Here is a 24,988-nt window from a genome sequence, read left to right as displayed (position 1 = left end):
CATATAAAAAAGGTCGCTGTCCGGTTACGCTGAGTAACCGTCAACGACCTTTTTGCATGGCCGGGTGACCTCTATATAGCATGACCCTCGATTTGCAGCCTTTTTCCCACAATCGACTGATCCTGACTCCTGCCAGGCTCCTCACTGACGGCATGCTTATCATTGCCAGCATGCTCCAACGTGCTCATCATTGCCAGCGTGCTCCTTACTGCTGCCAAGTTCTTCACTCCCGCTAGGTACCGCACGCACGACACGCATGTTTCGTACTTCCGCTAGGCTTCTTCCGCCTGCAGACGGTCCCGAACCTCCATCAAGGCAAAGCCAAGCAGGTTCTTCCCTTTCCACAGCAGCGGGTTAAGAACCGCCTCGTCGTCCGCGGCCAACCCCACGCCCCAGATCGAATCCACGGGACTTGCCTCTACCAGCACCCGCTGCCCGGTGCCCAGCAGAAATTGCTTCAAATCGTCGTTTTGGGAAAACTTCGCTTCGTTTCCTCGGACCACAATGGAGTACCCTTCCCGGTCCCAAACGGCCGGATCGAATCCTCTCACCTTCCGCCCCAGATCTTTGGCCTGCTTCGGATGCTTGGCTGCGAGAATCTGTTCCCGGATCTCTTCGTCACCGAACAGCCTTGCTTTCTCGGCCATCATATAATGCTCGGCACTTACATATTCCACGCCGTCCACGGTAAACTTCGCTTCCCACCACTGGCTGAAGCAGCTCTTCGTAATAGATCCATCCGCCGCGGGCTGGTGCCCCCAGAAAAAAACATATTTCAGCTTGGTCCCTTTCCGGAATGCCTTCCGGAGTTCTTCCAAGGTATACATCCAATTCCCCCCTATATAAGAGATCCCGTGTACTTAAGCCCTGCAATCTAAAGGCCCTGTGACCCGCATGCCCGTTGATCACCGTCTCAGGTATCCAGACTGGCCGATCCCTTTTCCTGTTGAATGTTGCCTATTCATTAGCCAGCCCGAGCCTTAGGCTCCAGGCCAATCTAGCAATCCGTTCTCTATTCTACCAGCAGCCCCCTCTTTAATCCAATAAATGGACTGGCTTAAACAAGGCTTCCAAAATAGTTGCTGTACGGAACAAACGCCTTCAGTACCTCCTCGACCCGCTTGATCCGCTCTTCCAGCGATCCCCTCAATGGGATGTAAGGAATCCGGCGCTCCTTCAAATCGGCGATAATCTGCTTGTGGAATACATGCCGCTTCTGGTCCCCGCTGCGGTCCCACGTATCGTCATATGGGATATCGTCCTCGCACAGGAAAAAGAGATCGTATCTGCCGGCGTTCTCCAGCGCCAGCCGGGCCAGCAGCTCCGGAGCCCGGCCGTGATAATCCAGCGCGAACATATACGTCGTGATGGCGTTCGTGTCCACGAACAGATACCGGTTCGCTTCCAGCAGCGCCTTCTCTTCGCGCTCGATGTGCCCCGCCGCAATCTCGTCAAAAGCCTCGAAGCTGATCCGCCGGTCCACCTGATGCTCCGTCCAATAATCCCGGCCGTACTCGCTGGCATAAGTTGTGTTGTATTTGCCGGCCAGCGCCTCCGTCAGCGTTGACTTGCCGGTTGACATCGCCCCGACGAAGACCACCTTCGTAATGAGATCACGGTATACGATGTCACTTACAAATTGACGATGCTTATACGGGTCCTCCCGGATCATCGTCGCCGAAATCGGCACCACGCCCCTCGCCTCATCGACGCGGCGGTCCACGGCGCCAAGCGCCTTGCTCATGTGCTCGCCGTAAAACTCGCTCGAATAAAAATGCGTAACCTGCTCGCCGTCAAGCAGGCCCAAAATATACTGCTCCTCCCGGATTTCATGCTCCCGGTCATTCGAATAGCCGTCCGGACCGTCCCACGCTTCGATCACCCTGACGCCCGGATACAGCTTCCGGATCCAGCCGGCGCGGATATGCAGCGGAATGGTCGTGACCGTCGTATCGTAAATGACCACGATCAGTTCATCCACTTCCTTCAGCGCCGTCTCCACCATGTATTGATGCCCTTTATGAAAAGGGGCGAATTTACCCAACGTCAGTCCCAGCTTTTTCATCGGTAAGCCTCCTTTGCCCCTTTGTTCCAAGTGTAATAACCGTATGCCGCATTGATGAGATACGCGCTCCACATGACGATCATGAGCAGCCCGTCAGGACTGCCGTCCAAGGTACGCAGCACCCACAGCAGCACGGTAAAAGCATTCAGCACGATATACACCAGCCATTGTTCCTTATAACGCCATACCATCAGGAAGGTTGCTACAACCGACAGCACGTTGGTGATCGCATCGATGTACGGCGAGTTCTGCGTCGGTATCAGCGACAGGAAAAAACCGATCATCACGCTGCCCAGCACGCAGGCCGCTCCGGTCCACAGAATCCCTCGAAGGTTCATGCGGCGCATCTCAAGCTTACCGCCGTCCTGATGCTTCCGCCACAAGAAGAAGCCGACCACGTTCATCGGAACGAAGAACAGCAGATTCAGCAGCATCTCCCCGTAAATCCCGTTCGTATAAGCCAGGTACGCGTACCCGAACGTGTTGTACATCCCGAATACATAACTCATCAGGTTGCCCTTCGCCGCCAGCACCACGCACAGCACGCCGGTCAGAAACACGGTAAACCCGAACAGGCTATCCTTCATGATCGCCGTAAGCCCGACCGCAATTCCGCAAAATACGCCGAGCCATACCAGCTCGTAGGCGCTCCATCCTTTAAACCATTTTCCCATGTCCGTTCCCTCCAGCTGCTCCATTACGCCTTCACAGATCACCGTAACCGATGAGAATAATGATGAGATATCGATAATATCAATTTGATATTATCAATTTGTTGTTTACATCTTAGCAGGATGTTCTCCCGGAAGCAATGGTTTTTTGAAAAAAAAACAAAAAAGGGCCCCGGGATACATCCCGGGACCCTTCCTCTGATCAGACCGGCTTATTGAGCGCTTCCGCCCCAGAGCTCGACTCTTTCCTTGATCAGTTCCGTATATTGTTTTTCGATTTCTTTAGCACCTGCAGCATCCAGCTCTTTCAGCATATTGTCATAAATGCTGTCGAACTGTTCCGGCTTCGCCAGGATGGCTTCCGGAATCCGCTTGCGGATAATATCCTGCGTTTTTTGATAGATAACATTATAATTGCCGTCCTGAGGAGTGGCCATGTTGTAGGCTGCGCCCCAAGGTTTGACCGGGAAGTCCTTTTCAGACGGGAACAGGTCTTTCCAGGTTGTTGCGCCATACGCTTTCAAGGTATCTTTCTCCGGCTGCGTATAGGAAGCTACGATTTGATCCGGGAAGTTCGTCGTGTAGTAGTTGCCGGATGGATCTTTCACGCCGTCGCCGTAGTGAGCGGAGAAGGTGGTGTACAGACCGATGCCGGACGTTTTCGTAAAGTTGGCGTTATCGTTGACTTTCTTGTCCTGTACGTCATCAGGAATAACGCGCTTGCCGTCCACCATGTTGTAGTGTTTGCCTTCGATCCCCCAGTTGAGCAGCACTTGGCCTTCGTCGGATGCAAGGAAGTCCAGGAACTTGATCAAGCGGACCGGATCCTTACATGCCGTTGTAATGCCTACGCCCCAACCAGCTACGAATCCGGTATCCTGGAAGGAATGGTCTTTGTATTCATCCGACAGCGTTACAGGGAAGTGAGCATAAGTGCGCTCCGCTTTGCCGGCGGTCTTGAGCGCATTCTCGGCGTCGGAATAGCCCCACTCTTGATCGATCAGACCCAGGACGCGGCCGCTGGCGATTTTGGATTTATATTGGTCGCTCTTTTGCACAAACGTATCCTTATCCAGCAGCCCCACATTGTACATATGGTTCAGCCAGCGGAAGTATTCTTTCTCTTCCGGACGCTTGTAGTGCAGCTGAGCTTCGTTGGTTTCAGGGTTAATGAAGTATTCGCCGTCATCCGGAGCGCCTGTCGTCAAGAAGGCCGGGTTCGTTACGGTGATCATGATTCTCCAGTCATCCGCGTCCAGTGTCAGCGGAATCGTCGGCTTGCCGTCGATCGTCGGATGTTTGTCTTTATACTGCTGGAGAACGTTTTCAAAATCCTTAACGGTTTTTACTTCCGGATAGCCGAGCTCTTTCAGGACGGCATTCTGGATTTCAAATCCGCCGCCGGCGTCAAAGTACTGCTGATCCACCGCCCCGTTCGTCGGAAGCACATAGATGGCTTTATCATCGTTGCTGTACGGCAGACGGTTCATGTACTTGCCGTATACCTTCTTGAGGTTCGGGCCGTACTTGTCGATCAAATCGGTCAGGTCGATCATCGCGCCGGCTTCCACCAGCTTGTCGACGTCGCCTTTGGCAAAGATAAAATCAGGATATTCTCCGCTCGCAGCCATCAGGGATATTTTATCGGTGCCTGCGCCGGATACGGCATACTCCGCATTGATAGTCACGCCAGTTCTCTTCGTAATTTCTTTACCGACTTCATCCTGCATCTTGTTCCAATTCGGGCTGGCGTCAGCGCCAAAAAACGAGAACGTGATCGGGCTCGTATCGTCAGCCTTCGCATCCTGCGCCGCATTGGAAGACGAGCTGCCGGAATCGGCGGATTTGCTGTCGCCCCCTGAGCTGCTGCAGCCTGCGGAAACGAGCAGCACACTAGCGAGGAGCAGCATTCCAAACTTCTTCTTTGTGTTTCCCTTCATGTGAATCATATCCCCCTTCATTACTAATGGAATTACTTCGTGCTGCATTCAAGAGCCGGCATTGCATCAACATCGTACGGACGCTGGGCACTGCCGCATGTTGTGCCGAAACCTAGATGAATTGAATACGTTTACAAAACTCAGATAACTAAACTTCCTCACTTCACATCTCTGGTTTCTTGTTCGACTCCACCTCTTTGTTTAAAACGTTTTCGAAAACAGCCTGCAGGGAAAATGTGTAATGAAAGTGCTTTCATATTTGAATCATAAAAGATTTAAAAACGACTGTCAAGTCATTTTAATACATATTTTTAAATTTAATTTTTGATGCGTTTACGATCAATAATTCTCTAAAAAAACGTTGATAAAACAGTGAATAAACACCTTTATATTATATAAGGTATGAAGTTGAATAAAGTCATAAAAATCCATCGCAAATAGGACCTACTGCTATGAGCAGGCCCTACCTGATGAACTTATTGCACTTTTTTAAAAATTCGGATTACTTCGCTTCGGTCGTTCCGCCCCACAACTCGACACGGTCCTTCACCAGCTCGGTGTATTGCTGTTCCATTTTTTCCGCACCGGCGGCATTCAGTTCCTTGATCATGTTGTCATAGACTGCGTCGAATTTGTCCGGCGTCGTCAGGATTGCTTCCGGAATACGCTTGCGGATAATGTCCTGCGTTTTCTGGTACGTTACGGTGTAATCAGAGCCTTCTTCAACCGAAATGTTGTACGCTGCTCCCCAAGGCTTAACCGGGAAATCCTTTTCCGATGGGAACAGGTCTTTCCAGGTCGTAGCGCCGTAAGCTTTCAGTGTTTCTTTCTCGGCTGGCGTGTAGCTGGCTACGATTTGATCCGGGAAGTTCGTCGTATAGTAGTTGCCGGATGGATCCTTCACGCCGTCACCATAGTGAGCGGAGAAGATCGTGTACAGGCCGATACCCGATGTTTTCGTAAAGTTGGAAGCGTCGTTGATTTTCTTATCTTGAATTTCTTGAGGAATGACGCGTTTGCCATCCTCGACATTGTAGTGCTTGCCTTCGATACCCCAGTTGATCAATACTTGCCCTTCGTCGGAAGCGAGCCAATCCATGAATTTAATCGCCCGGACCGGATCTTTACAGTTGTTCGTGATGCCGATGCCCCATCCGGATGTAAAGCCTGTATCCTGGAAGGAGTGATCCTTATATTCTTCCGACAAGGTTACCGGCAGGTGAGCGTAAGTTCTTTCATCCTTGCCCGCAGATTTCAGCGCGTTCTCTGCGTCGGAATAACCCCATTCCTGGTCGATCAGGCCAAGCACGCGTCCGCTCGAAATTTTGGACTTGTACTGGTCGCTCTTCTGTACAAACGTTTCCTTATCCAGCAAGCCTTCGTTGTACATATGGTTCAGCCAGCGGAAGTACTCTTTTTCCTCCGGACGCTTGTAGTGCAGCTGAGCCTCATAGGTTTGCGGATTGATAAAATATTCGCCGTCGTCCGGTGCTCCTGTTGCGAGGAACGCCGGGTTGGTAACGGTAATCATGATTCTCCAGTCGTCCGCATCCAGTGTCAACGGAATGGTTGGCTGGCCGTCAATCGTCGGATGCTTCTCTTTATAAGCCTTCAGCACGTTCTCAAAATCCTTGACGGTTTTTACTTCCGGATAGCCCAGCTCTTTCAGCACGGCATTCTGGATTTCAAATCCGCCGCCGGCGTCAAAATACTGCTGGTTCACCGCCGCATTGGTCGGCAGCACATAGATGGCTTGGTCATCATTGCTGTACTTCAGACGATCCATGTAGTCGCCATATACCTTCTTCAGGTTTGGCGCGTACTTGTCGATCAGATCAGTCAGGTCGAGCATTGCGCCGGCATCCACCAGCTTGTTAACGTCACCTTTAGCGAAAATAAGATCCGGATAGTCGCCGCTTGCGGCCATCAGGGAAATCTTATCCTGCCCTCCGCCGGATACAGCGTACTCCGCATTGATCGTAACGCCTGTCTTCGCAGTGATTTCCTTGCCGACTTCATCCTGCATTTTGTTCCAGTTTGGACTCGCATCCGCACCGAAAAAACTGAAGGTGATCGGCGATGTCGTATCGCCTGTATCTTTGGCCGCGGTATCCTCCTTGCCTCCGCCGCAGCCCGCAACCGCTAGCATTGATGCGATGATCAGAGAAATCGCGGTTACCTTGAACGCTTTCTTTGGCATTGCGTAAACCCTCCCCATGATGTCTAATCTTTTTCTTTATCTATTTTGTATAACAGGCTAGCCTGCTGATACCTCTATATAAGAATGTAACTTCTGAAAAAGCGTTTTTTACGATTTGACCGCGCCCAGCGTCATGCCGCTGACAAAATATTTCTGCAGGAACGGATAGACGATCAGGATCGGCACGGTCACGACGATGGTAATGGCCATCTTGATCGATTCCGGCGAAATCTGGGCCATTTGCTTGGCCATATCATTGGCGTTGATCGCTCCGCCGCCCTGCTGCGTGCTCTGAAGCACCTTCATCAGCTCGTACTGCAGGGTGGTCCAGGTGGCGTTGCTGCCGTTATACAGGTACGTATCGAACCAGGAGTTCCACTGACCTACGGCAAGGAACAGCGCGATCGTAGCAAGAACCGGTTTACAGAGCGGCAGGATAATGCGCCAGTATACCGTAAAATCGTTGGCTCCGTCCAGCTTGGCCGATTCCTGAAGCGCATAAGGCAAGCCGTCGATAAAGGAGCGGACGATAAATACGTTGAATGCACTGACGAGACCCGGCAGAACATAGACCCAGAACGTGCCGATCAGGTTCAGGTCGCGCATCAGGATGTATCCCGGGATCAGGCCGCCGGAGAAGTACATCGTCATCGCCAGGAATGTCGATACGAACTTCCGGGCCTGGAAATCAGGCCGGCTGAGCGTATAGGCCAGCATCGATGCGCTGAGCAGCCCCAGAACAGCACCGACGATCGTACGCAAAATGGAAATTTTCAAGCCTTGAAGCAAAGTGTCATAAGCAAATATCGTCTTATAGTTTTCAAATGTGAACGCACGCGGCCAGATAGTGATGCCTCCGCGCACCGTATCGATGGAATCGTTCAGCGATATGGCGAGCACGTTCAGAAACGGATACAGCGTAACGATCAGCACGATCGCCATGAAGATGATGTTGCATATATCGAAGATCTTATCGGATCTGGTCGCATTAAACGCTTTGTTTGGCATCTCGATTTCTCGCCTCCTACATAATGCTTTCTTTCGTAACCTTTTTGAAAATGCCGTTAGCCGTAAACAACAGGATGATGCTGACTACGGAGTTGAATATGCCGATGGCGGTACCGTATGAGAACCTGCCCATATTCAGACCGTAATTCAGTGCGTACAGATCGAGAACCTCCGAGTAATCCGTCACCAGGTTGTTGCCGAGCAGGAATTGTTTCTCGAAGCCGATGCTGATCAAGTGGCCAATCGACATAATCAAGAGAACCGAGATCGTCGAGCGGATGCCCGGCAGCGTAATGTGCCACATCTGTCTCCAGCGGCTCGCACCGTCGACGCGGGATGCTTCGTACAGCTCCGGGTCAATCCCTGTGATTGCTGCCAAATAGATGATCGTATTCCAGCCTGTTTCCTTCCAGACATCGGAACCGGTTACAATGTACCAGAACCAGTTACCCTTCGCCATGAACTGTATAGGTTCGTCCGTGAGGTGGAGCGCCATCAAAATCTGGTTGACCGCACCACCGTCAATTGAAAGCATTTTCGTAATAATGCCTGCCACAACGACCCAGGATACAAAGTGCGGCAGGTAAGAAACCGTCTGCACGAACCGCTTGAAGAACATGCCCCGCAGCTCATTAAGGAGAATCGCGAAGAAGATCGGAACCACGAATCCCAGAATGAGGCCCATGAAGCTCATCGCCAGCGTGTTCCGCAGCACCAGATAAAACCGGTCGTCTTGGAACAGCTCGTGGAAATATTTAAATCCTACCCATTTTTGCTCGGAGAATGACCTTGCCGGTTTGTAGTTTTGAAAGGCCATCGTCCAGCCCCAAAGCGGCAGGTAACTGAACACGAACACCCAAATGACAAAAGGGAGCGACATTAAATATAAATATTTTTGCTGGAGCACCGTACTCCAGAAGCCACCCTTTCGTTTACGCTTTGGTGCTTTAGCAGTATCTTGACCGCTGCGGGGAATGGTGTTAGGTGTGAGCGCTTCCATTCAATAACCCCTCCTCTAATTGATAACTCAATCTTACTAAATGAAGCGCTTATAAAAATACCCATCGGATTTCACCTAAAATCATATAAAAATTAGATATAACGCTTTCATAGTCGAAATTTGACATGACTTTACACAAAAATTCCCCCAAAAATCTAATTTTCAGGGGGAATTTCGCCTCGAAAACGTTTTTGAAAGACGGTATAGCCAAAATCATCCCGCAGGATCAGCGAAAGTCAAGAGACTACTCGGAAGGCTCCTTTTTCCGGAATGACGACGGGGATGCCCCGACATATTTCTTGAATTTGCTGTGAAAATAGTCCACGTTTGCATACCCGACACATGCCGCCACTTGATGCACCTTGAATCCCTGGGATAACAGCTCCTTCGCGTGCTCAATCCGCACGTTGTCCAGGAACGCGTTGAAATTCTCACCCGTATAGTTTTTGAACATTTTCCCCAGGTAAGCGCTGTTGTAATTAAACACCTGGGCCAGAAGCTCCAGCTTCAGGTTCTCCTTGTAGTTCCGGTGAATAAAATCGATCATCTGCTTCAGCACGGCATCCTTGCTCCCGCCGCCGATCCTCTCGATCAGGCTGCTTAAATGGGCGGCCGCCACCGCTTTCAGCTGCTCCCATGTCGGCTGGCGGAACGCCTCCGTAAAGAAGAGCGGCGCATCCTGCAGCAGTGGATACAATGCCTGGTTCTGTCCCGACAGCTTGTTGATGGCCATGGTCAAAATATGGGTCACCGCCGACTTCACCGCCTGCTCGGCCTGCCCGAAACCGACAACCCGCTCCTCCAGCTCGTCAAAAAAGCGGCCGACCGCTTCCATGCTGCGGATGTCCAGCGCATAATACAGCATATCCGACAGTTCGATTTCTCCGGTTGGATCGAGCGGCGCCTTCTCCGGGTAAGCTTCTGCCATTAGGGTCAAATCCCCGGGCAGCATCAAACGCTCTTCATGGAACAGAAAACGATGGTGCAGCAGCTCGGCGGCCTCCGCATACGATTGTCCGATGAGCGAAATATCGGTGACCGCTCCCCCGGCGGCGGCAAACCATCCCTTGTTATCCGGCAGCAGCGCACCCCATTCCGCGTAATAGCGGGCAGCATCGTCTTCCCGGGACATGCCCCGGTCCCACAGCACGGCCGCAAACGGCCCCGCCGAAAACACAATGACACGCTCCGCACTTTCAAAATGGACCGACAGCTTTCGTCTTAAGGCGGCTAAAGGTGCATCGTCCGCCGATCCATGGATTTCGAGCAGGACGATCTGATACCTCGGCCAGTCCAGCCCCAGCTGCATGACCATCGCCGGATCCCGAAGCGATTCTTCCTGCAGCAAAAAGGATTCAAGCAGGTGCTCACGGAAGACATGGTCCTCTTCCGCGGAACGGTGCGATTGCTTCTCCCGGGTCAGAATCGCGCCGATCCGCTGCAGCTCCTCTCCGAGCTCCTCCTCATCCAGCGGCTTCAGCAGGTATCCGTTCACGCCGTAACCGATCGCCCGCTTGGCATAATCAAAATCGGCATATCCGCTCAAAATTAGAAAATGCGTCGAGATCATGGCGGCCCGGGCCTCTTCAATGACGTCGAGACCGGTCATGCCCGGCATGCGGATATCGATGATAGTCAGATCGGGCTTCAGCTCTTTGATTTTATCCAGCCCATCCCGGCCGTTGGCCGCCGTATCCACCACCGTAAACCCGAAGCTCTCCCAGTCGATGATCGTCTTGAGACCTTCGCGGATCATCGGTTCGTCATCCACAATCAAAACGTTAAACATGCATTTCTCCCCCTGTTGGTATCATGAATTCCATCTTGGTTCCCTGTCCCGGGATACTCGTAATATGCAGTCCGAAGTCGTCTCCATACGTCAGCTTAATTCGCTGATGGATGTTCCGCAAGCCGATGCGGTTGCCTTCCCCTTCTTCCGCATCCAGCGTCGCCAGAACGAATTGCCTGCGTTCCTCCGACATGCCGGCCCCGTTATCGATAACCTCGACATGCAGCATATCTTCCTTCATCGAGCAGCGGACGCGCAGCATCCCGTCCACTTCCTTGCCTTCCAGGCCATGGATAATCGCATTCTCCACCAGCGGCTGAATGATCAGCGGCGGAAGCAGCACCCGTTCGGTTTCCGGCTCGACGATCAGTTCGTAGCTCAAGCGGTCCTCATAGCGGAACTTCTGGATTTCCAAATACGCGCGGACAATGTCCATTTCCTCTTTCAGCGTTTTTTTCACACTGCCGATTTCGAGGTTTTTGCGCATCAGCTTGCCAAGCAGCCGCACGATATTGGCGATCTCCTTCTCCCCGTTCAGATGAGCCTTCATCCGGATCGATTCCAGGGCATTGAACAAAAAGTGCGGGTTGATCTGGCTGGCCATCATTTTGAGCTTGATTTCTTTTTGCGCAACCTCAAGCTTGGTGTTCTTCTCATTGCTCTCATACACCTGGTTCAGCAGGTCGTTGATGCTACGGACCATATAGTTGAACTGGCGGGAGAGCTGCCCAATTTCGTCATTGCCATCCAAGAAGGAAATCGTATCGAAGTTCCCCCGGGCCACCTTGTTCAGCTGTCTGCTCAAATGCAGAAGCCGGTTGGTCGTCAGCTTGGATACGACGAATATCAGCGTAAGCGCCAGGATCAGCACACCGATCACCAGCGCCATGCCGATCCATCCGACCTTTTTGGCGTCTTGGACAATTCCCTGGGTTGAAAAGACCGACACGACGCTGAGGCCATTCAAGCTCGTTTGCGGCGTCAGCTTGTCCACGATAATGTTGGAGGACACCCCATTTACGCGCCGGCTGATCGTCTGTTCCTGTCCTTGATGCATATCGATGTTCAAATCCAGCTGTTTCAGCGTTTTACCGACGTTCTGCGGATTTTTGGCGGCCACAATGTATCCGCTGTCATCCGCAATGAGCGTGTTGAACGTTTCCTTGCTCAGGATCGAGTTTAGCATGCTCTGATTGAGCGTAATGACCAGCACTCCCGGGGTTCGGTAATCCTTGAACTTGATCCGGCGCACCAGGCTCAGCTTCTTTTCGGTGCCGATGTCGCTGCCTTCCATAAAGAACCAGCCGATCCGCGGGTTGTTCATGGCCGTTTGGAACCATTCCTCCCCCTCAATCTTGGCGGTAACGTTAATAAACTGGGTGTTGTTGATCATCGTCCTGTTGTAATGGTAGAAGCGGACGTTGCTGATTTCGTTATAGAGCCGCGGAAGCTCTTCAAAATCGTTGTATTTCGAATAGGCCTGCACCATTTGGAGAATAGTCGTGTAATTTGTATTGACCAGGTCCTTCAGGTTATCGTCCAAATACAGCTTGTTGGAAATCGAGATTGGCACGGACAGCATGGTGGACAGCTGGCTTTTGATTTTATCCACATCGTTGGAAGTCTGCTCTATGGCGTTGTCCAGTGCATCCTGTCTGAAATAGGCGGTAATGATGCCCCCCACGATCAGCACGGGGATCATGACGACGAACAGGTAGGAAAAGATCAATTTATTCCGGATCCTCATGTTGTTGGTTGCTTGCACAAAGTACTTCCACATGGTAACGCAGTCACCGCCCGCAAAAATATAAAACGCTTTCGTAAATAGGAAACCTTAGAGTCATGCTCTTATATTCTAACATAAATCGACATGAAGACTGCATTAATTTCCGGGCTGCTGGGATTTGCCAACAACATGATCCGGGACAGAATCCGGACTTTCGGCCAGCCATGTCAGTTCATACTTGAGGTGCTGCTGAATATATTGAAATATAGTCCCGATATCATATTTTATTCTTCCGCAGAAGGAAGGAGCAATGAACGAATGAGCGACGAGATCAAACAGCTGGAATACGCCATTAGTGAAATTATGGAGATCGCTGACGGCTTCGGCCTGGATTATTATCCGATGCGTTACGAAATTTGTCCGGCGGACATTATTTACACCTTCGGTGCTTACGGGATGCCTACCCGTTTTTCGCACTGGAGCTTCGGCAAGACGTTCAATAAGATGAAAATGCAGTACGACTTCGGCCTGAGCAAAATCTATGAGCTGGTCATCAACTCCAATCCGTGCTACGCCTTTCTGCTCGACGGCAACTCCCTGATCCAGAACAAGCTCATCGTGGCTCACGTCTTGGCGCACTGCGACTTTTTCAAAAACAACTACCGCTTCTCCGCCACCAACCGCAACATGGTCGAGAGCATGTCGGCCACCGCGGAGCGGATCAGCCAATACGAACTCGAGCATGGCACCGAAGTTGTGGAGCGCTTCATCGATGCCGTACTGGCCGTCCAGGAGCATGTTGATCCCCAGCTGATCAAGCCGCAGCACCTGGATAAACAGCGCTACATGGAAATGAAGCTGAAAGCGCAGAAGGAGTCCGGCAAGATGCAAACCCAGCCCGGCGAGTACGACGACTTGTGGAGTCTCGATCACACACCCGAGCCGGAGGCCAAGGAAAGCGCGGCTAACCGTAAATTCCCGCCTGAACCGGAAAAGGACATCGTCTGGTTCATCCAGGAATTTTCCGAAGTGCTGGAGGACTGGCAGCGCGACATTATGACGATGCTCCGCGACGAAATGCTCTATTTCTGGCCGCAGATGGAGACCAAAATCATGAACGAAGGCTGGGCTTCGTACTGGCATCAGCGGATCATCCGCGAGCTGGATCTGACGAGCGACGAGACGATCGAATTCGCCAAGCTCAACTCTTCCGTCGTGCAGCCGTCCCGGCACAGCCTGAATCCATACTATTTGGGTCTGAAAATCTTTGAGGACATCGAGCGCCGCTGGGACCATCCGACCCAGGAGGAAATCGAGTTCGGCGGCCGCAAACCCGGCCAAGGCCGTGAGAAAATCTTCGAAGTGCGCGAATTCGATTCGGACATTTCCTTTATCCGCAACTATATGACGAAGCAGCTGACTGAGGATCTGGACCTGTACGTCTTCGAGAAAAAGGGCCCTGAGTGGAAAATCACCGATAAAAGCTGGGAGAACATCCGCGACCAGCTCGTCTTCGCCCGAGTCAACGGCGGCAGCCCTTACCTCGTCGTCGAGGACGGCGATTACCTGCGGACCGGCGAGATGGTGATCAAGCATATGTACGAGGGCATCGAGCTCGACCTGAAGTACATGGAGCGCACGCTGCCTTATGTATACCAGCTGTGGGGCCGCACCGTGCATCTCGAGACCATCGTCGAGGACAAAAAGGTAATGTTCTCCTACGACGGCAAGAAGCTGCATCGGCGGTTCGTGTGAGGGAGGTTCTCTCGCCCGTTGCAGCATACTCCGTTGGACACTTTACTCGTAGCTGTCTTCTTATTGCATGATCAAAGAAGCGGATCTTACCGATGCTAAATGTTGAGCTTCGATGACCGCTCCGATGCCGGATCGTTCTTCCGATCGCTGTTGCCCCCAGATTTCCTGATCGGTAACATGCCAAGGTGGAAATCCGGGGACAAAGGCGACCGCTGCCCGCTTCTCCAGAACGATTCCGTCCTCTCCGCTGACCACTGCCTCTAAGCTGCTCTTAGGAGCAGATCTCGTAAATGCATACGATGAGCCTTGAAGCCCCTCATTGGTGCAGATCATGTAAATGTTGAGCTTCGATGACCGCTCCGATGCCGGATCGTTCTTCCGATCGCTGTTGCCCCCAGATTTCCTGATCGGTAACATGCCTAAGTGGAAATCCGGGGACAAAGGCGACCGCTGACGCTTCTCCAGAACGATTCCGTCCTCTCCGCTGACCCCTGCCTCTAAGCTGCTCTTAGGAGCAGATCTCGTAAATGCATACGATGAGCCTTGAAGCCCCTCATTGGTGCAGATCATGTAAATGTTGAGCTTCGATGACCGCTCCGATGCCGGATCGTTCTTCCGATCGCTGTTGCCCCCAGATTTCCTGATCGGTAACATGCCTAAGTGGAAATCCGGGGACAAAGGCGACCGCTGCCCGCTTCTCCAGAAAGATTCCGTCTTCTCCGCGGGTGCGTGCAATCCTGTTACGTGTAATTAACATCAAATACCTCAGGACCAAAAGAAAGCTCTACGTCAAAAGAACCTCCCGAGCTGCATGGGTAACCCTATGCACGCTTGAGAGGTTCTTGGTTTGGTAAGGAAAAGCCCGAACAACCGACAACTCGATCACTAACCCCCATTGATGACCTTCATTCCTCCTATTAAAATGTAGCTTCTGACGTCCCTGCTTTTTTAGATTTCATCCTGATACCCAAAATGATAAAGGCCACATAAATGACGATCGCAATCGAGTCGACTAACGTATCCATAAGGGACGCAGCGTCTTGAAATGCGGTTACGCCAAGAATGACCATCAGCCGTACGATCAGAAGCGACACAACCATCCAAGCGGCAAACCGGACCTTCGATCGATCGCTTTGGAATGACATCCAAATAAACATGACCCCGAAAACCAGATTTTCCGCCGTGATGATGTGCCAAACATACATGAATACCGTCCGGGTCTCCATCGTGATCGCACCTACCTGGAGCTCTGGAAGAACAGCGGATTGCCCGTTCCATGCGTGCGTAGCGGCAAACAGTACTGCAAAAATGCCTGCGATCAGGTAATAAAAATTGCTAACCTTGATGATCATCACATCCCTCCTCGAAAATTCCCGCTTCCTTCTTACGGATATCCTGATAAATTTCGCGCACGATCTCCGCCAGCCGCTGGTCTTTTTCTGAATTGAAGTCTCTTAACGTATCGGCGGCTACGTCGAGCAGCTGACTGACCTTCTGAAGATGGTCAATCTTTTTGCGTGTCTCGGCATTCTTGGCATTGAGGAACTCAGCAACCTCCTGGCAGTAAGCAGGGTCTACCTTCTCCATCCTGTGAAACCCAAACTTCCCCTTGATTTCGTCAAGAGAAAAGTCCGCATACTGCATAATTTGAATGTTCATCAAATCGATGAGGTCGTTCTTCGAGTACCTGCGGTACCGATTGTTTTCCCGGGTCGGCGAAACAATTCCGGTACGGTCATAATAGCGGAGTGTATCCTTCGGGATCCCCAGCATCCGTGAAGCTTCTTGTATAGAATAATGTTTTTCCATGAGTTCACAATAACATTGGAGCAGACTCCAAGGTCAAGTCGGTTTTTACATTTTTTTCTTATAAAAAATCAAGAATCGCCCTCTACCTCCATTCGTTGAAGTTGTCCAGGCGGACTGATCGCCGGGGCTCGCTAACTATACAAAAAAGCCACCACATTGAGTGGTGACTTATTTTCTAAATATGACCGCCTTAGCCTCGAGCATAAAGCCTGATCGGCACGTTCCAAGTTTCCCCTGCTAACATGCCCGCTACAAAGCACTGCCCCTTGCCTGCCCCCGTCCTTGCGGTGCTGCACAGCCACCGCAAGGACCTTACTCCCCACTCGCCGCAGGCAGCAGCGGAGCGGGCGGAATCATGCCGGAGAAGCGGCAGCGGGCGCCTTTGTCCCCGAATTTTTACCTTCGATTCCATTCCCAAAAAATTCGGGGGCAACAGCGATCGGAGGCATGATCCGCACGCGGAGCGGGCTTCCCCGCACACATGCGCTCATCCGTCAAACACTCTACGCGCAACCTGCTCCGAAGCGCCAACGCTCGAAGCACGGCCCGCGCTCACCGTCGCCCACACGAAGCCTGCTCAGCAGCACGCAGAGCACGCGCCAGCCGAATGCTTTGCATCGAAGCACAGCCCGCACCCACTCCCGTCCTTGCGGTGCTGCACAGCCACCGCAAGGACCTTATTCCCCCACTCGCCGCTGGCAGCAGCGGAGCGGGCGGAATCATGCCGGAGAAGCGGCAGCGGTCGCCTTTGTCCCCGAATTTTTACCTTCGATTCCATTCCCAAAAAATTCGGGGGCAACAGCGATCGGAGGCATGATCCGCACGCGCAGCGGGCTTCCCAAGCACGCACAGCACACGCTCCGCCGCTGACCGCGGCGATCACTTCAGATGGACCACATACGTCACATTGTTCGAATTCTCGCCTTCGTACACGGTCTGGTACACCATCAGCGACTTGCCGTCCGGGCTCCAGACGGCCGGGGAGTCGTAGGCCTGGATCTCCGTGGACAACGGCGTCGTTTTGCCGCTCGCCTTGTCGAACACGTACATGCCTTTCATGCCCTGCTCGCCCTCGGTGTACACCGAGAAGGCGATTTTGCTGCCGTCCGGCGACCAGCTCGGCCGGCCGAGGAGCGTTCCTTTGGCCACGGTTCCCAGCTTCTTGCCGCTGGCATCGATGAGCTGAAGCTCGGCGTCCTTGGTCGTGTTCCACTCGCGTTTCTCCAGGGCGATCGCGCTGCCGTCCGGCGACAAGCTGAATGTGACGACGCCTTCCTGGATCGTCTGGGCTTCAGGTGCTGATGCCGTAAACGACTTCAACACGGTGTAGCCTTCGTGGACGCCCAAATAGTAATAACGGTCGCCCGCCTTGCTCGCCATGCGAGGCACGTTGTCGGACAGCTCCGGATCCGAGAATTGGACCGGGGTCCGTTTACCCTGCAGGTCGATCAATTGAAGCTTGCTGTCATCCGTGCTGACGAGGACATGCTGCGGATCGGCCCAGAACATATCGGACAGCATGGAGAATGCGCCTGTTTTCGTTACGGTTCCGGAAGCCGCATCCAGGAGATAACCCCCGATATCATACTTGTCTTTCGGGTTGCCCCCCGTAAAAAAGACATGCTCCCCATCCGGCGACGCGGCGGCCAGATATTGACCGGCCGTGGCCGGATTTTCCGTCAACTTGCGTTCGATATTGGATGCAAAGTCATGGATCATCAGCACATGATTTCGTTCCACGATGGCTTCGTGGTCCGACAGCCAGGTCCGGCCGTACACGTCTTTAAGTTTTTCGATTTGCTCTACCTGGATTTCTCCGGTATTTTTCCGGCCTTCGGCGGCCGTATCTATAACGGTGATCTGCTTGCCCGGCTTGTCGATGACCTCCCGGCTTGCATTGCTCTGCGGCGAACCGCAGCCCGCCAAAAGCGCACCTGCCATCATCACGCCGATCACTGGAGGAAGTAGTTTATGTCGTTTCATCATGAGTTTCATCCCTTCCTGATTTCTTACCCCCATCCTACACGCCAATGATATCCGGCATACGTCGAAATGTTTCCAAGTTGTAAACTTTTATTGAAAAAAGCATCAGCTAAAGCTCAGTTCATTCCCTTTAGAAAAACATAGGCTATACCTTCCTAATTCTCCCGGCTGGAGTGCCGCGGAAACGAAACGGTAAATTCGGTCTCCTCCGCATCCGAACGGACGAGCTCAAGCCGGCCCCCCTGCTTCTCCGCGAGCTGGGACGCCAGCGGCAGGCCCAGGCCGGTTCCGCCGGTAGAGCGGGCACGGTCTTGGTGCAGCGTGGAGAACGGCTCGAACAGATGCGCCCACCATTCCCGCGGAATGATCCGTCCCGTGTTGCGGACCGATACGCTTACTTCGTCTCCCGAAACCCTGCTTTGAATGACAATCCGGCCGCCGGGCTGATTGTATTTGATCGCATTATCCAGCAGATTCATAAAAATATGAATGAAATGGTCCCGGTCTCCCCACACCCGGGCAGGTACGAAGTCGGTCTGTATCGTTAAATCGTATTTGGTGGCCTTGGCGCTGATCCGGGATACGACATCCTGCAGTAGATCCGCAAGCTCCACTTCTTCCGCCTGGGATTCAAAATCGTACTTCTCCAGCAGCGACAAGCGCAGCACGTCCTCGACCAATTGATACAACCGCTCGGACTCTTTGGCAATCGCACTGCGCGCTTCCTCGATCAGCTGCGGATCGTCGCCGTACATGCCCAGCAAATCCGTATAAGCCTGGATCGACGTCAGCGGCGTTTTAAACTCGTGGCTCACGTTATTGATAAACTGCTTCTGCTGCTGCTCGAGCGCCTGCAGCTTCTCCACGGCCAATTGCAGATGGTGCTTTTCCTCCTGGAGCGCAGCCATGTGCCCCTTGATGTCACGGCTCATATGCAGAATGCCGGTTCCGAGCTGCCCGAGCTCGTCTTTCCGCCGCAGCGGGGACCGCTCCGGATACTCCCCGCGGGAGATCCGGTCCGCCTCCGCCTTCAGCTTCACAATGTCCCTGACCTGACGGTATACATAAATAAATCCCAGAATAAAGCTCAGCAGCAATACGATGCCGCCTGTCCAGACCAGCCGATACGCCATCCGGTTATAAAATTCATGCTGCGACTTCAGCGACGTATGGAGCTGAACAACCCCCAGCATGCCGTCAGGCCCCTGCATCGGCGCAAGATAGATCAGGGAATCCGCTTCGGTAATGTAGGCGATTTTACCTTTCAGCGCATAAGACAGGGCATCTCCGACATCCGGTTTTTCCGCCAGCGGCAGGGAATTGCCCACCTCTTGGCCCTTGGCGTCATACAGGATCACCCGCATGTTGGTGGAAATGCCAAGGTCCACGGACAGCTCCTGCCCCTGTTTTCCCATAAAATCCACCGGTTTCAGCCGTTCTCCCGTCAAATAATCCTGCTTGACCCTCATTTCGGCTACGTCGGCCTGCCGCTGCAGGCTCTCTTCCATCTGCTCGCGCTGATTGGTCTTGATTCCGCTGAGAACAAGCCAGCTGAGCACGCTGGTCGTAAACACCAGCAGCACCGCCAGGAACAGCGGAAACTTCCATTTCAGGCCGAGGCTCATGTGCCCTCCTCCAGCGCCTTATAGCCGATCCCGTATACCGTCTGCAGCATATAGTGGGCGTCGCCCAGCTTTTTCCGCAGCCGCTGGATATGAATGTCCACCGTTCGGGTGCCTCCCGCATACTCCATGCCCCATACGAGATCCAGCAGATCCTCGCGGGTGTACACCCGCCCGGGGTGAAATACGAGCAGCGACAGCAGATCGAATTCCTTCGGCGTCAGCTCCAGCAGCCGGCCGCTGATTTCCGCCGTGCGCTTGGCCGCATGAACGGTGAGCTGTCCAAGCACGGCCTTTTTCCCGTCCGGCGCAGGCGCGGGTTCTTCCACTTTATCCAGCCGGCGGACGATCGATTTCACCCGTGCGACCAGCTCGCGGATATCGAACGGTTTGGTCATAAAATCGTCGGCCCCAAGCTCCAGCCCCAGAACCTTGTCGACGATATCGTTTTTAACGGTCAGCATCAATATGCCGAGTCCCTTTCGGTTTTCCAGCCGGCGCAGCACCTCATAGCCGTTAGCCTTGGGCATCATGACGTCCAGCACCAGCATATCCGGGCGGAAGGCATCCGCCTGCTGCAGCGCCTCCTCACCGTCCGCGGCCGTTTCAACGGCGAACCCCTCCCGTTTGAGCGCATAGGAAATCGCGCTGCGGATGCTCGGCTCATCGTCGGCCACCAGAACTCTTTTTTCCTCCATCGACTATCACGTCACTTTCATCCGTTGATTATAAGCGGTGCCTGATTTTCTATCATTATAAGATATTGTGCACCATTCACAACATTTCTTGACCTAAGCACCTGCCCTTTGCAACACGCGGAAATTAAATGCGATCTTAAATGACCAGACAGGACGCAAAAAGGGACATGCCTGCCCGGCACATCCCTTCCCCCTATTTTAACGCGATTGATCTTCAGAAACCTTCACTTTGCCGGTCGATTGGCGGATAACCAGGCTGGCCGGCTCCATAATTTCCGGTGGCGAGTATTCCGGATTTTCGATCATGGAGATCAGATGCTCAATCGACTTTGCGCCGATATTGTGTATGTTCTGGTTCACAGTCGTCAGGCTTGGCTTAAACACCTTGGCCTCAAAAATGTTGTCAAAGCCGACAACCGAAACATCCCCGGGAACGGAAAATCCCCATGCTTCAATTTCATGAATCGCCCCCATCGCAGCCATATCCGAAGTACACACGACAGCCGTCGGGGGAGACTGAAGATGAAGGAGCTTCCTCATGGCGACCATGCCGCCTTCAAAAGAATAATCACACACTTCCAGATACTTGTCCCTGTATTCGATGGAACAGTCCGCAAGGCCCTGCTTGTATCCCTGAAGCCGCCGTTCGGCTACCGTATGGCCGAGGGTACCGGCGATATAGGCGATATCCCGGTGACCCAGCCCGTACAGATGGGAGACGGCCATATGAACGCCGTTCACGTTATCCGACGTAATATTTCCGACCCGGTTTCCCATGACGTCCGTATCCACAAACATGGTAGGAATATCGGAGCGGATCAGCTCGCCGATAATCCGATGGTCCCGTTCCACGCCGAAGATGACGACCCCATCCAGGTTCCTGCTCTCGCAGTGGTCGATAAAAGAATAGCTTTCGTCGTTAAGCCGGGCAGAGAGGCGCATGAGATCATAGCCGCTGTTCTCCAGCGCCGTTTTGATGCCTTCCAGCAGCTCGGCCACATAAGGGTTCGTAAAGGGAATGTTGATCAGCACACCCACGGTCCACGATCTCCCGGTGACGAGTCCGCGTGCAATGGCATTGGGCCGGTAACGAAGAAGCTCGATCGCCGATCTTACTTTTTTCCTTGTTTTATCGCTGACGTCCGGATAATGGTTAATGACTTTGGAAACGGTTGCGACAGATACTCCAGCCTCTTTCGCCACATCATGAATGGAAGCCACTATACAATCACCTCAAATACAAATCAGTTGCCGATCAATTCAAAAATTTACGATTTCTAATATTCATGATGACGAATCTATTATACCTGAATGGCGAATGATGAGGTACTGGAACAAATGAAGCTTCCTTGACGCTCCTCGTCGGCGTTTAATGGTGATTCTGAATCTCCGCCAGATCCAGCGTCAGCTTCTCGATCGTCTTCACGAAAGCCGCCAGCTCCTGGGAGCTCTCCGCCTGTGCCCGGGCATGGACCGATGTCTGCCGGGTTTCCTGCTGCACGCTCTCCAGCCGGACCATGATGCCCGACACTTTATCCTGGATCGTCTCCAGCGCTTCCCGCGAATGGGCTGCGAGCTTGCGCACCTCGCCGGCCACGACGGCAAAACCTCTGCCGGAATCCCCGGCATGCGCCGCCTCGATTGCCGCGTTCAGTCCGAGCAGATGCGTCTGGTCGGCGATGCCCTTGATCAAGCCGCCCATATTCTCGATTTGGGTGACATCCTCCTGCAGCTCGTCCATCAGCGAATGGGCCAGGTCCTGGGAAGCCGCGGTCACTTTCGCCGTCTCGGCGATTTGGCCGGCACTCTCGTTCAGCTCGGCAATCATGCCGGTCAGCTGCTGAACGACTTCGGTTACAGCACGGAGCACCTGCTCCCGCCCGTCGGCAAGCTCTTGGATCTTTTCCTTTTCCTTCATATCATAAGCTTCCAGAACCAATTGCGAATCGAGGTTGAACATCTTGGTCAGGGGATGGATCACCTCAATCCAGCGGTCCGGAATGGCCTTCTTGAACAGCTCAACGGCGATGTCCAAATAAACCATGTAGCTGCCGAGATAATAATCCGTATTTAAGCCAACGCGCGAATGTACCAGTCCGATGGCGATTCTTTTCTCCAGAAACGGCTCGTCAATTACACCTTCAGCCAGCGACATCCAGTATTCCCGCTGGGTCGTCTTCAGCCTGTCGATCGTCGTTTTCCGTTCAATGATGCGCATGAGCTCCGGCTCCGAAGTGATATGCCGATAAAAATGGTCCACGACTTCATCGACCACCTTGCTGAATACAGGCTGGTGCGTCCGCAGAATCTCCAAATCCTTTTCCGTCAGTCCAATAAATTTCAGCTGCTTATGCCGCGCTTCCGATACTTGAATCATGTAGAATGGCTCCTTTAGAATTTCCCTGATTATACCAATTTTAAACAATCTAACTTTGTCTATTATAGTCTATATCGACGACTAAACAACTAAAATATAGTGCATCCGACTTATATTTTTAGTACAGCTTTACGAATGAATGGGTATAACTCGCGGTCCATTCTAAAATGAAGAACCTTTACATTACGTGAGGTTCAAGACCCGAAAAGGAAAAAAGCAGAAAAAAAGGCCCCCGAAATGAATCGGGAGCCATTTGACGCTGGAATAATTGGAGTTTCGGCTGATTACCGGTTCAGTAAGCTTCCTACATAGCGCAGCAGCTCGTTCGCGCATACCGGGCAGTAGCCGTGCTCGTCGATCAGTCGTTTGCTTACTTCGTTAATCCGCTTGAGCTGGGCGGCATCCGGCGTTTTGGTCGACGTCGTTATTTTTACGATATCCTTGAGGTCTGTAAACAGTTTCTTCTCGATCGCTTCGCGCAGACGGTCATGATTATGGTATTCGAACTTTTTCCCCTTGCGGGAATAAGACGAAATCCGGATGAGGATTTCTTCGCGGAACGCTTTTTTGGCATTTTCGGAAACGCCGATCTGCTCCTCGATGGAACGCATCAGCCTTTCGTCCGGATTCATCTCTTCGTCGGTGAGCGGATCGCGGATTTTCGTCCAGTTGCAGAACGCCTCGATGTTGTCGAGGTAATTCTCAAACAGCGTTTTGGCCGACTCCTCAAAGGAATAAACAAAGGCTTTCTGCACTTCTTTTTTCGCCAGCTCGTCGTATTCTTTCCGGGCCACCGCGATGAAGTTCAAATAACGCTCCCGTTCGTCCTTCGTAATGGAGGCATGCTGATCAAGCCCGTCTTTGATGGCCCGCAGCACATCCAGCGCGTTAATGCATTGAAGGTCCTGCTTAATCAAAGCACTGGAAATCCGGTTGATGACATACCGCGGATCGACGCCGGACATGCCTTCTTCCAAATATTCAGACTGCATTTCCTTCAAATCGGCTTCTTTATAGCCTTCGATCTCCTCTCCATCGTACATTCTCATCTTTTTGACGAGGTCCATTCCCTGCTTCTTCGTCTCCTTGAGACGGGTCAGAATGGAGAAAATCGCAGCCGAACGCAGCGCATGCGGCGCAATATGGATATGCTTCATGTCGCTTTGCGAAATGAGCTTGCCGTAAATCTTCTCTTCATCCGATACCTTCAGGTTATAAGGAATCGGCATGACGATCATCCGGGACTGTAGTGCTTCGTTTTTCTTGTTGGCGATAAAGGCTTTGTACTCGGATTCGTTCGTGTGGGCAACGATGAGCTCGTCGGCGGAAATAAGCGCGAACCGGCCTGCCTTGAAATTGCCTTCCTGCGTGAGCGAGAGCAGGTTCCACAGAAACTTCTCGTCGCATTTGAGCATTTCCTGAAATTCCATCAGGCCGCGGTTGGCCTTGTTCAGCTCTCCATCAAAACGGTAGGCGCGGGGGTCAGATTCCGAACCGTATTCCGTAATGGTAGAAAAGTCGATGCTGCCAGTCAGGTCGGCGATATCCTGGGACTTCGGATCCGAAGGGCTGAATGTACCGATACCGACACGGCTGTCTTCCGAGATCTGCACCCGGGTAACGGGCATTTTCTCGATATCGCCGTCGTATTCGGTTCTCAGGCGCATCTGGCAGGAAGGGCATAAATTACCTTCGATCCGCACGCCCAGTTCTTTTTCTACTTCTGCCCTCAGCTCCAGCGGAATGAGATGAAGCGGCTCCTCATGCATCGGGCAGCCGTCAATGGCATATACAGCGCCTTGCGGCGTTCTCGAAAATTTCTCAAGTCCCCGCTTCAGCAGGGTTACAATCGTCGATTTCCCGCCGCTGACTGGCCCCATCAGCAGCAGAATCCGTTTACGGACGTCGAGCCTGCGGGCCGAGGAGTGGAAATACTCCTCCACCAGCTTTTCAATGGCACGATCCAGGCCGAAAATTTCCTGCTCAAAAAATTTATAACGTTTATGGCCGTTGACCTCTTCCACGCCGTATGATTTGATCATGTCATAGACGCGGGCATGCGCCGTCATCGCCGGTGATGGGTCCTGACGAAGAAGGTCGATGTATTCTTTAAAGGTGCCATTCCATGCCAGTTGATCGCTCTCTGCCCGATATGCCGCTACGCGTTCGAAAATATCCATGCAAGTACCTCCTATGACTCGGTTATGAAATCGCAAGCTACTCCTACAAAATGCGTCAAGGGTCAACTGCTCCCATCGATTCTTAAAAAGTGTATTACATACCTATGCGGGACCGTGGGATTAGTTGACCTCTTTTTTCGCCCATGTCAGATTGTCTTTTTCTAT

The 24,988-nt window shown here is 52.6% G+C and carries 21 protein-coding genes; 2 read left to right on the top strand and 19 right to left on the bottom strand.

Translation table 11 applies throughout. The features are described 5' to 3' along the window. Positions 1–71 precede the first annotated feature (71 nt). The 10 genes from GCU45_RS33885 to GCU45_RS23205 all read right to left on the bottom strand — a co-directional run bounded on the left by GCU45_RS33885 (position 72) and on the right by GCU45_RS23205 (position 12,453). Entirely contained in the window at positions 72–218 is a 147-nt protein-coding gene (locus tag GCU45_RS33885) for a hypothetical protein (RefSeq protein WP_167527203.1), read from the bottom strand. A gap of 54 nt (positions 219–272) precedes the next feature. After that, entirely contained in the window at positions 273–827 is a 555-nt protein-coding gene (locus tag GCU45_RS23245) for a riboflavin biosynthesis intermediates N-glycosidase (RefSeq protein ID WP_152400881.1), read from the bottom strand. Positions 828–1,057: 230 nt separating this feature from the next. Then, positions 1,058–2,065, bottom strand: a complete 1,008-nt coding sequence (locus tag GCU45_RS23240; RefSeq protein WP_152400879.1) for an AAA family ATPase — start codon at positions 2,063–2,065, stop codon at positions 1,058–1,060. Beyond that, positions 2,062–2,739, bottom strand: coding sequence for a nicotinamide riboside transporter PnuC (pnuC, locus tag GCU45_RS23235; protein ID WP_152400877.1), 678 nt, complete (start codon positions 2,737–2,739; stop codon positions 2,062–2,064). Before pnuC ends, GCU45_RS23240 begins: the two co-directional genes overlap by 4 nt. Before the next feature lie 209 nt (positions 2,740–2,948). Continuing rightward, the gene (locus GCU45_RS23230) at positions 2,949–4,676 is read right to left on the bottom strand and encodes an ABC transporter substrate-binding protein (RefSeq protein ID WP_152400875.1); all 1,728 of its coding nucleotides are present in this window, start codon (positions 4,674–4,676) and stop codon (positions 2,949–2,951) included. A 502-nt stretch (positions 4,677–5,178) separates the two neighbouring features. Then, complete coding sequence (locus GCU45_RS23225) at positions 5,179–6,876, bottom strand: ABC transporter substrate-binding protein (protein WP_152400873.1); 1,698 nt, start codon at positions 6,874–6,876, stop codon at positions 5,179–5,181. 108 nt (positions 6,877–6,984) lie between these two features. Then, entirely contained in the window at positions 6,985–7,884 is a 900-nt protein-coding gene (locus GCU45_RS23220) for a carbohydrate ABC transporter permease (RefSeq protein ID WP_076170554.1), read from the bottom strand. 16 nt (positions 7,885–7,900) lie between these two features. Further along, a complete protein-coding gene (locus tag GCU45_RS23215; protein ID WP_116232201.1) occupies positions 7,901–8,884 on the bottom strand; it encodes an ABC transporter permease in 984 nt (327 codons plus the stop codon). A gap of 244 nt (positions 8,885–9,128) precedes the next feature. After that, a complete protein-coding gene (locus GCU45_RS23210) occupies positions 9,129–10,673 on the bottom strand; it encodes a response regulator transcription factor (RefSeq protein ID WP_152400870.1) in 1,545 nt (514 codons plus the stop codon). Then, on the bottom strand, positions 10,666–12,453 hold the full coding sequence (locus GCU45_RS23205; protein ID WP_152400868.1) for a sensor histidine kinase: 1,788 nt from the start codon (positions 12,451–12,453) through the stop codon (positions 10,666–10,668). The genes GCU45_RS23210 and GCU45_RS23205 overlap by 8 nt, the downstream gene beginning before the upstream one ends. A gap of 264 nt (positions 12,454–12,717) precedes the next feature. Here GCU45_RS23205 and GCU45_RS23200 point away from each other — a divergent pair, with 264 nt between their 5' ends. Further along, positions 12,718–14,154, top strand: a complete 1,437-nt coding sequence (locus GCU45_RS23200) for a SpoVR family protein (protein ID WP_152400866.1) — start codon at positions 12,718–12,720, stop codon at positions 14,152–14,154. A gap of 60 nt (positions 14,155–14,214) precedes the next feature. On the opposite strand, the gene GCU45_RS23195 is transcribed toward GCU45_RS23200, so the two are convergent. The 3 genes from GCU45_RS23195 to GCU45_RS23185 all read right to left on the bottom strand — a co-directional run bounded on the left by GCU45_RS23195 (position 14,215) and on the right by GCU45_RS23185 (position 15,963). After that, on the bottom strand, positions 14,215–14,808 hold the full coding sequence (locus tag GCU45_RS23195) for a hypothetical protein (protein WP_152400864.1): 594 nt from the start codon (positions 14,806–14,808) through the stop codon (positions 14,215–14,217). 263 nt (positions 14,809–15,071) lie between these two features. Beyond that, complete coding sequence (locus GCU45_RS23190) at positions 15,072–15,506, bottom strand: hypothetical protein (protein ID WP_208837063.1); 435 nt, start codon at positions 15,504–15,506, stop codon at positions 15,072–15,074. Then, positions 15,490–15,963, bottom strand: coding sequence for a MerR family transcriptional regulator (locus GCU45_RS23185; protein ID WP_152400863.1), 474 nt, complete (start codon positions 15,961–15,963; stop codon positions 15,490–15,492). Before GCU45_RS23185 ends, GCU45_RS23190 begins: the two co-directional genes overlap by 17 nt. 447 nt (positions 15,964–16,410) lie before the next feature. On the opposite strand from GCU45_RS23185, the gene GCU45_RS23180 reads away from it, so the two are divergent. Continuing rightward, complete coding sequence (locus GCU45_RS23180) at positions 16,411–16,833, top strand: hypothetical protein (RefSeq protein WP_152400860.1); 423 nt, start codon at positions 16,411–16,413, stop codon at positions 16,831–16,833. 9 nt (positions 16,834–16,842) lie between these two features. Here GCU45_RS23180 and GCU45_RS23175 read toward each other — a convergent pair whose 3' ends face one another. The 6 genes from GCU45_RS23175 to GCU45_RS23150 all read right to left on the bottom strand — a co-directional run bounded on the left by GCU45_RS23175 (position 16,843) and on the right by GCU45_RS23150 (position 24,823). Further along, positions 16,843–17,949 (bottom strand): TolB family protein, encoded by a 1,107-nt coding sequence (locus GCU45_RS23175; protein ID WP_167527202.1) that lies wholly within the window; start codon positions 17,947–17,949, stop codon positions 16,843–16,845. Positions 17,950–18,101: 152 nt separating this feature from the next. Then, complete coding sequence (locus tag GCU45_RS23170) at positions 18,102–19,571, bottom strand: sensor histidine kinase (protein WP_152400856.1); 1,470 nt, start codon at positions 19,569–19,571, stop codon at positions 18,102–18,104. Continuing rightward, on the bottom strand, positions 19,568–20,266 hold the full coding sequence (locus GCU45_RS23165; protein WP_152400854.1) for a response regulator transcription factor: 699 nt from the start codon (positions 20,264–20,266) through the stop codon (positions 19,568–19,570). The genes GCU45_RS23170 and GCU45_RS23165 overlap by 4 nt, the downstream gene beginning before the upstream one ends. A gap of 198 nt (positions 20,267–20,464) precedes the next feature. Continuing rightward, positions 20,465–21,487 (bottom strand): LacI family DNA-binding transcriptional regulator, encoded by a 1,023-nt coding sequence (locus tag GCU45_RS23160; RefSeq protein WP_152400852.1) that lies wholly within the window; start codon positions 21,485–21,487, stop codon positions 20,465–20,467. A gap of 148 nt (positions 21,488–21,635) precedes the next feature. Beyond that, on the bottom strand, positions 21,636–22,643 hold the full coding sequence (locus GCU45_RS23155) for a globin-coupled sensor protein (protein WP_152400851.1): 1,008 nt from the start codon (positions 22,641–22,643) through the stop codon (positions 21,636–21,638). A gap of 284 nt (positions 22,644–22,927) precedes the next feature. Then, complete coding sequence (locus tag GCU45_RS23150) at positions 22,928–24,823, bottom strand: PrkA family serine protein kinase (RefSeq protein WP_145160279.1); 1,896 nt, start codon at positions 24,821–24,823, stop codon at positions 22,928–22,930. Between the last annotated feature and the right edge of the window lie 165 nt (positions 24,824–24,988).

Origin of the sequence: Paenibacillus cellulositrophicus (assembly GCF_009363095.1) — a bacterium.
In the GTDB taxonomy this organism is placed as follows: Bacteria; Bacillota; Bacilli; order Paenibacillales; family Paenibacillaceae; genus Paenibacillus_AQ; species Paenibacillus_AQ favisporus.
The sequence above is the reverse complement of the archived record's forward strand: the minus strand, read 5'-3'. Positions and strand labels throughout refer to the sequence as shown.

Coding starts and splice junctions, on each gene's coding strand:
- GCU45_RS23195 (WP_152400864.1), bottom strand. CDS start 14,808: ATGTTACCGATCAGGAAATCTGGGGGCAACAGCGATCGGAAGAACGAT.
- GCU45_RS23240 (WP_152400879.1), bottom strand. CDS start 2,065: ATGAAAAAGCTGGGACTGACGTTGGGTAAATTCGCCCCTTTTCATAAA.
- GCU45_RS23165 (WP_152400854.1), bottom strand. CDS start 20,266: ATGGAGGAAAAAAGAGTTCTGGTGGCCGACGATGAGCCGAGCATCCGC.
- pnuC (WP_152400877.1), bottom strand. CDS start 2,739: ATGGGAAAATGGTTTAAAGGATGGAGCGCCTACGAGCTGGTATGGCTC.
- GCU45_RS23225 (WP_152400873.1), bottom strand. CDS start 6,876: ATGCCAAAGAAAGCGTTCAAGGTAACCGCGATTTCTCTGATCATCGCA.
- GCU45_RS23170 (WP_152400856.1), bottom strand. CDS start 19,571: ATGAGCCTCGGCCTGAAATGGAAGTTTCCGCTGTTCCTGGCGGTGCTG.
- GCU45_RS23200 (WP_152400866.1), top strand. CDS start 12,718: ATGAGCGACGAGATCAAACAGCTGGAATACGCCATTAGTGAAATTATG.
- GCU45_RS23220 (WP_076170554.1), bottom strand. CDS start 7,884: ATGCCAAACAAAGCGTTTAATGCGACCAGATCCGATAAGATCTTCGAT.
- GCU45_RS23245 (WP_152400881.1), bottom strand. CDS start 827: ATGTATACCTTGGAAGAACTCCGGAAGGCATTCCGGAAAGGGACCAAG.
- GCU45_RS23230 (WP_152400875.1), bottom strand. CDS start 4,676: ATGAAGGGAAACACAAAGAAGAAGTTTGGAATGCTGCTCCTCGCTAGT.
- GCU45_RS23190 (WP_208837063.1), bottom strand. CDS start 15,506: ATGATCATCAAGGTTAGCAATTTTTATTACCTGATCGCAGGCATTTTT.
- GCU45_RS23185 (WP_152400863.1), bottom strand. CDS start 15,963: ATGGAAAAACATTATTCTATACAAGAAGCTTCACGGATGCTGGGGATC.
- GCU45_RS23175 (WP_167527202.1), bottom strand. CDS start 17,949: ATGATGAAACGACATAAACTACTTCCTCCAGTGATCGGCGTGATGATG.
- GCU45_RS23215 (WP_116232201.1), bottom strand. CDS start 8,884: ATGGAAGCGCTCACACCTAACACCATTCCCCGCAGCGGTCAAGATACT.
- GCU45_RS23180 (WP_152400860.1), top strand. CDS start 16,411: ATGATCCGCACGCGGAGCGGGCTTCCCCGCACACATGCGCTCATCCGT.
- GCU45_RS23210 (WP_152400870.1), bottom strand. CDS start 10,673: ATGTTTAACGTTTTGATTGTGGATGACGAACCGATGATCCGCGAAGGT.
- GCU45_RS23155 (WP_152400851.1), bottom strand. CDS start 22,643: ATGATTCAAGTATCGGAAGCGCGGCATAAGCAGCTGAAATTTATTGGA.
- GCU45_RS23150 (WP_145160279.1), bottom strand. CDS start 24,823: ATGGATATTTTCGAACGCGTAGCGGCATATCGGGCAGAGAGCGATCAA.
- GCU45_RS23205 (WP_152400868.1), bottom strand. CDS start 12,453: ATGTGGAAGTACTTTGTGCAAGCAACCAACAACATGAGGATCCGGAAT.